General features: G+C 65.8%; 6 protein-coding genes. 4 read left to right on the forward strand and 2 right to left on the reverse strand.

Annotated features, from left to right (window positions below; translation table 11 throughout):
- Positions 1 to 18: 18 nt before the first annotated feature.
- Entirely contained in the window at positions 19 to 840 is an 822-nt protein-coding gene (locus VFC51_05795) for an SDR family oxidoreductase (GenBank protein ID HZT06523.1), read from the reverse strand.
- Between the two features lie 100 nt (positions 841 to 940).
- Here VFC51_05795 and VFC51_05800 point away from each other — a divergent pair, with 100 nt between their 5' ends.
- Entirely contained in the window at positions 941 to 1,819 is an 879-nt protein-coding gene (locus tag VFC51_05800; protein HZT06524.1) for an LLM class flavin-dependent oxidoreductase, read from the forward strand.
- A gap of 69 nt (positions 1,820 to 1,888) precedes the next feature.
- Positions 1,889 to 2,965, forward strand: coding sequence for an amidohydrolase family protein (locus tag VFC51_05805; protein HZT06525.1), 1,077 nt, complete (start codon positions 1,889 to 1,891; stop codon positions 2,963 to 2,965).
- Between the two features lie 114 nt (positions 2,966 to 3,079).
- Here VFC51_05805 and VFC51_05810 read toward each other — a convergent pair whose 3' ends face one another.
- Positions 3,080 to 3,202 carry a hypothetical protein gene (locus VFC51_05810; GenBank protein ID HZT06526.1) on the reverse strand — a complete coding sequence of 41 codons (123 nt, stop codon included), beginning with the start codon at positions 3,200 to 3,202 and terminating at the stop codon, positions 3,080 to 3,082.
- 164 nt (positions 3,203 to 3,366) lie between these two features.
- On the opposite strand from VFC51_05810, the gene VFC51_05815 reads away from it, so the two are divergent.
- Both VFC51_05815 and VFC51_05820 read left to right on the forward strand, forming a co-directional pair.
- Entirely contained in the window at positions 3,367 to 5,067 is a 1,701-nt protein-coding gene (locus tag VFC51_05815; GenBank protein ID HZT06527.1) for a peptide ABC transporter substrate-binding protein, read from the forward strand.
- 95 nt (positions 5,068 to 5,162) lie between these two features.
- On the forward strand, positions 5,163 to 6,044 hold the full coding sequence (locus VFC51_05820) for an alpha/beta hydrolase (protein HZT06528.1): 882 nt from the start codon (positions 5,163 to 5,165) through the stop codon (positions 6,042 to 6,044).
- Positions 6,045 to 6,232: the final 188 nt, after the last annotated feature.

The raw sequence follows: 6,232 nt of genomic DNA on the forward strand, positions 1-6,232 counted from the left end.
CGGAAGCGGCTGGCGCGCTCACCGAACGTCGATCGTCTGCCCACCGTCGATGACGAGCGAATGCCCGGTGACGTACGACGACTCGTCGCTCGCCAGAAAGAGCACGGCGTACGCCACCTCTTCCGGTCTGCCGAGTCGATGCAGCGCCCTTACCGCGGAAGCGGCATCCTCGCGCGCCGCGTCATCCATCGGGTTTGGCTGGGGTGGCCACCCCCGCCACCGGGGCGTGTCGATCGGACCGGGGCATACGCAGTTCACCCGCACGGTTGGCCCGTAGTCGATGGCCATCTCCCGGGTGAGGTTCACAATCGCCGCCTTGGTCGCGCAATAAGCGGCGTTCTCCGCGCGAGCCAGTATGCCTTGGGTCGAGGCCGTGAACACCACGTTGCCCCGTCCCGCTCGGAGGAAGTGGGGGAGTACCGCCCGGGCCCCATAGTAGAGACCGTACAGGTTGAGCTGGACGATCCGATCCCATGCCTCGTCGCTGATCTCGTGGATCTTCCCACGCGCGGCGCCACCGGCATTGCTGTGCAGAACGTCCAACCCGCCGTACCGGTCCAGCGCCGTCGCGACCGCCCGTTGCCAGTCTTCGCGGTTGGTCACATCCCCCTGCACGAAGATCGCGTCGCCACCGTCCGAATGGATGAGCCGGTCGACGCGCGGCGCGCCGGTTTCCCAGATGTCCATGCAGACGACCTTTGCGCCCTCCCGGGCAAATACGCGCGCCGTCGCACGGCCGATGCCGCTATCTGCTCCGGTGACGAGCGCCGTCTTTCCCGTGAGGCGCCCCCGACCCGGCTGAATCATCGGATGCTCGTCGGCTTCCTGTGCTGGTGCCATGACCACTCCTCTCGTTGCGGGATGATCACCAGCGTAACAGAGCGCGCCACCCGCTTCGGAATGCGTCATTTCGATCTATGATCTCCTGAGAACGAATGGTATGGAGATGGGTGACGTGGAGATCGGCATCGGACTCCCCGCGGCAATCCCCGGCGTGAATCGCGCACAGCTTCTCGGCTGGGCCAGGGGTGCGGACCAACGCGGGTTCTCTACCCTCGGCGTCATCGATCGGCTCGTCTATCCAAACATCGAGCCGCTTTCCGCCCTTACCGCGGCGGCAGCCGTGACCGAACGGATCCGATTGACCACGGCGATTCTTCTGGCGCCCCTCCGGGCAAACGGCGCGCTCTTCGCCAAGCAGGCCGCCTCGCTTCAGATCCTGTCTGAAGGGCGCCTGGTGCTCGGGCTCGCGGCGGGCGCGCGTCAGGACGATTTCGACGCCAGCGCGCTCGATTTCCATACGCGCGGCCGGCGGTTCAACGCGCTTCTGGAGGATATTCGGAGAATCTGGGAGGGCGAGGCGCGCGGGTTCGCGGGCGCCATCGGGCCGGACCTGGGCCGCGTCGGTCCGCCACCGATCCTCGTCGGCGGAACGTCGGACGCCGCCATTCGGCGGGCCGCCCGGTACGGCACCGGCTGGATCGCGGGCGGCGGCGGGCCAGAGGCATTCGCCGCAAGCGCGCAGAAGGTTCGCGACGCCTGGTCGAGCGCCGGACGGGATGGTCCGCCCCGCCTGGCGGCGCTTGCCTACTTTGCCCTCGGAACGGATGCCCGCGCCCACGCGGATCGCTATCTGAAAGATTACTATGCTTTCGGCGGTCCATACGCGGAGCGCGTCGCGAGCTCGGCCCTCGTAGACGACGCGAAGATTCGCGCCGCGATCGCGGCTTTTCAGGAGGCGGGCTGCGACGAGCTGATTCTTTTTCCGTGCAACCCCGATCCGAGCCAGGTTGACCTCCTCGCAGGCATCGCCCTGTAACTTCGAAGATGCCAACGATCCGATGACCCGGCGAGGCAGCCTCGACCGGAAGAGAGGAGTGGGATGACAATGCAAGTGATTGACGCCGATGCCCACGTGATCGAAACCGAGCGCACGTGGAGCTACATGGAGGGCGACGACCGTCGATTCCGACCCGTCCTCTCTCTCCCAACGGACGAAACAGGGCGGGAGATGTGGATGATCGACGGCCAGCCCCGAGGATTCCGATTTCCGACCCTGAGCGAGCAGGAGCTACGGCGGCGCTCGGAGCGATCGGGTCGCGACGTCGTGACGGCACTGGCGGCGCGGGAGATGGACGACGTCGAGCTGCGCATCAGGGACATGGATCGGCTCGGGATCGACATCCAGGTGCTCCACAACACGATCTGCATCGAGCAGCTAACCGATCGACCGGACGCCGACGTCGCGCTCTGCCGCTCGTGGAACCGCTGGCTTGCGGACATCTGGAAACAGGGAAAGGGGCGGCTTCGCTGGTCCATGCTGCCGCCTGTGCTCAGCATGCGCGATGCTCTGGAGGAGATGCGTTTTGCCCGCCAGAACGGGGCAGTGGCGGTCTGTTTGCGTCCCGTCGAGGGCGACCGCCTCTTGACCGACGAGTACTTCCACCCGATCTACGATGAGGCGCAGCGGCTGGACATGGCGATCGCGGTGCACATCGCCAACGGCAACCCGGCGATGACCGCGCTGTACCAGTCGAATCGCTCCCCCGGCGGCGGATTCTCCAGCTTTCGCGCGCCGACCGTCATGGCGTGCCAGCAAGTACTCATGAGCGAGCTTCCACAGATTTTTCCGCGGCTGCGGTGGGGCTTCATCGAGGCCAGCGCGAACTGGGTGCCCTGGGTGGTCTCCGACGTGCGTGAGCGCTACGAGGTGGCCGGTCGCCCCGTTCCCGACCATCCCCTCGAGGCCTACCGCGTGTACGTCACGTGCCAGACCAACGACGACCTCCCATTCGTGTTGAAGCATGCCGGCGAGCACAGCATCGTGATCGGCACGGACTACGGCCACTTCGACCCTTCGTCAGAGTTGGACGCGATCACCGTGTTGAAGGAAAAGAGCCAACTGCCAGCCGCGACCATCGAGAAGATCATCGACGCGAACCCGCGCGCCCTCTACGGCCTGTAGCCGACTCGTGCCCGCGGGATCATCAGAATCTGGAAGTCCTTGCCGCGGTCTTAGACCGCGGATGAGGACGACAATCGGCCCTTGAAAGCAAGGCGCGCGACCGTCCAACGCGCTTCAGGGATCGGTCACGCCGAAGACGACGTTGTGGTCGACGTCCGCCGCATAGACGCCATTGGTTACCGGGTTTGCCGCGATTCCCACCATCGACGTTGAGCCTCGCAGATCCACACTGCGCACGGTTCGCGGTCCCCGCACACGTTCGGTTGGACCTTTCCGATGCGTGCGCCCTACACTGGCCGGACTGACAATCCGCTGAACGGCCCGGGTGCAGCAAAAGACCGGGCGCCCGAATGTGGCTGGCAGCGGGAGGCGCAATATTCCGGAACGGTGAGGCGAAAAACGTGTCGATTCGCGTACGCCTGCTCATGCTGCTCGTGGCGACAGCGTTGCTCGGCTGCACCCAGGTCGGCCCGCCCTCTCGCGCCGGTGAAGGTCCTGCGCCTGGCGCCCCGCCGGAGAAGCGCATCGTCTACGGCGTCTCGCAGCCCATTGACATTCGCCCAAACGCCAACCCGGTGGGAAGGAACTACGTCCAGGCGCTGATCGCCTCTCCTTTGACGAGCCGGGACGGAATGGGTGGTCGCCAGCCCGTCCTCACGACTGAGGTCCCCAGTGTGGAAAATGGCCGGTGGCAAGTAAATCCGGACGGGACGATGGTGACGACCTTCGCGCTTCGCCCCGGTGCGCTGTGGCATGATGGCGCCCCCGTCACCGCCGATGACTTCGTGTTCTCGATCGAGGTGGGCCGAGACCGGGGATTGCCCGCCTTCGGCGCTCCCGCCTTCGCGTCGATCTCCGATGCCTCAGCGCCAGATCCTCTGACGTTCGTTGTGTCGTGGAAGGAGCCCTTCGCCGGGGCCGACGCCCTGTTCTCAATCGATCTGGGCTATCCAACGCCGCTGCCGCGCCACCTCCTGGCCGATGCCGCGGCGACCAACGCCGACGGGTTTCTCGATCTCCCCTACTGGAACGAAGAGTTCGTGGGCACCGGTCCATTCAAGCTCGCATCCTGGGATCCTGGCGTCGGCATGCGACTGCGGGCCCACGACGGCTACGCCCTGGGCCGGCCCAAGATCGACCGCATTGACGTTCAAGTGATTCCGGACGCGAACACCTTGGTGGCCAACCTGCTGGCCGGCTCCGTCGACGTGACCCCGGACCTGGGGACGGTCGACGCCGGCACCCAACTGCGGGACCAATGGCGAGACGGCACCGTCGAGTTCAATCTGGGGGCGGGGACCTGGTCCCAGATGGTGTCGCAATTCCTGGATCCCACCCCGGCCGCGATGCGCGACGTGCGATTCCGTACGGCGCTGGCCACGGCCATCGATCGGCAAGCCATCGTGGACAGCGTCGTCGGCGGATTGTCTCCCGTTCCGCTGAGCCTGCTGGATCCGAACCAGCCGCAGTACGCATCGCTGGAGGCATCGTTGCCCCGCTTCGCGTACGACCCCGCTCAAGCCGTACAGATTCTGCTCGATGCCGGGTACCGGCGGAGTGGCGACGGGACTTTCCGCGATAGTGACGGCCAAGCCATCAGTTTGGAGGTGCGCAGCTCCACGCAGGCGGTGCTGGGGAAGGCTGCCACCGCCATCGCCGACGATTGGCAACGTGTCGGGCTTCCCGCGCGGCCCGTCCCCACCCCACCTCAGCTCGTCAACGATCGCTCCTATACGTCAACGTTCCCGGCGGTCTGGATCAAAAACGGGCCGACAGACGTGTACGGATTTCGCGGATTCACCAGCGCGGCCGCTCCGCTGGCGAGCAAAAACTTTGTTGCGCCCTCGCCCACCAACTCGGGCCGGTACATGAACCCCGAGCTGGACGACCTCATCGTCACCTACTTTCGCACGGTTCCGGTGAACGAGCGCGTCGAAGTCATTGGACGGATCGTGCATATCCTGACCGACCAAGTGGTGACTCTGGGGCTGTGGTACGCGGTCATCCCCGGCGCATCTGCCAATCGCCTGTCTGGGGTTCCTCCCCAGTGGCCTTCCAACGCGATGTGCTGGAACTCGTGGGACTGGGACGTCCGGGGCTAGCTGCGCGCCACGAATAGACAGGCTCCCGCGTCGAGCAGTTCAATGGCATGGTCGACATGCTCTATCGGCGCAGGGCAAAGGGAGGTATGCAGGACATGACGGTAGCGGTCGTGCGTGGCGTGCACATCCATTACGAGATCCTCGGTGAGAGCGGCCCTTGGGTTGCCCTGTCGCCGGGGGGCCACCGCGATATGAGCGGTGTGCGTGGCGTCGGAGAGCTGCTCGCGCAGCACGGGGTCCGCGTGCTTCTCCACGACCGCCGAAACTGTGGCGCGTCAGACGTGGCGATCGAGGGCGAAGAATCCGAATACGAGCTGTGGGCCGACGATCTTCACGATCTGCTCCGGCAGCTCGGTGCCCTGCCCGCGTTTATCGGCGGCAGATCGTCGGGATGCCGCTTGTCACTGATCCTGGCGCTCCGGCACCCCGGATCCGTTCAGGGGCTGTTGCTCTGGTGCGTGACCGGCGGTCCGTTCGCGGCGAAACGCCTGGCTCACGAGTACTACGGCCAGTACGTCGAGATCGCCCGTGCAGGCGGGATGGACGCGGTCTGCGAGACGCCCTATTTCGCGGAGCGGATTGTCGCCAATGCGGCGAATGGCGAGCGACTGCGCCGCATGCCCACAAGCCGGTTCATCGAGGTCTTCTCCCGGTGGCGGGATTCCTTCTTAGAAGGCGCGGACCTGCCGGTGATTGGCGCCACCGCTGAGCAGTTGCGCACCATCGCGGTCCCCACGTGCGTCATCCCCGGTAACGATCGGACGCACGGCCGTCGGACCGGCGAAACGCTCGCTCATCTCGTTCCCGATAGCGAGCTCCACATCCTCGAGCCCGAAGACCAGGACGTCGATGTCGCGGATTGGACGGGGAAGGACCCTGACGTCGCGGCCGTCTTCTCCGGCTTCCTGGCGAAGCGGATGGCAGCAGCCAGCCGCCATGGCTCTCCCGCGATGGAATCGAAGGCCAAGCCGGCATGAGCTCGCACCGCTTAGGATGCGCTGCCAGCTCTTGCGGGCCGCAAACCGGCATCACGCCAGAATCGGCGGTGGTCAAGGTCATCGGGAATCACCGCCGCGATCGTGACGAGATCTGGGAACGCGTTGTCCTCCGGGCGCCGAAGGACGTGTGGCGGATCGTGGCCGACTTCGACGTCGCGGGTCGCTGC

Source organism: Chloroflexota bacterium, assembly GCA_035652535.1.
Taxonomy (GTDB): Bacteria; Chloroflexota; UBA6077; order UBA6077; family SHYK01; genus DASRDP01.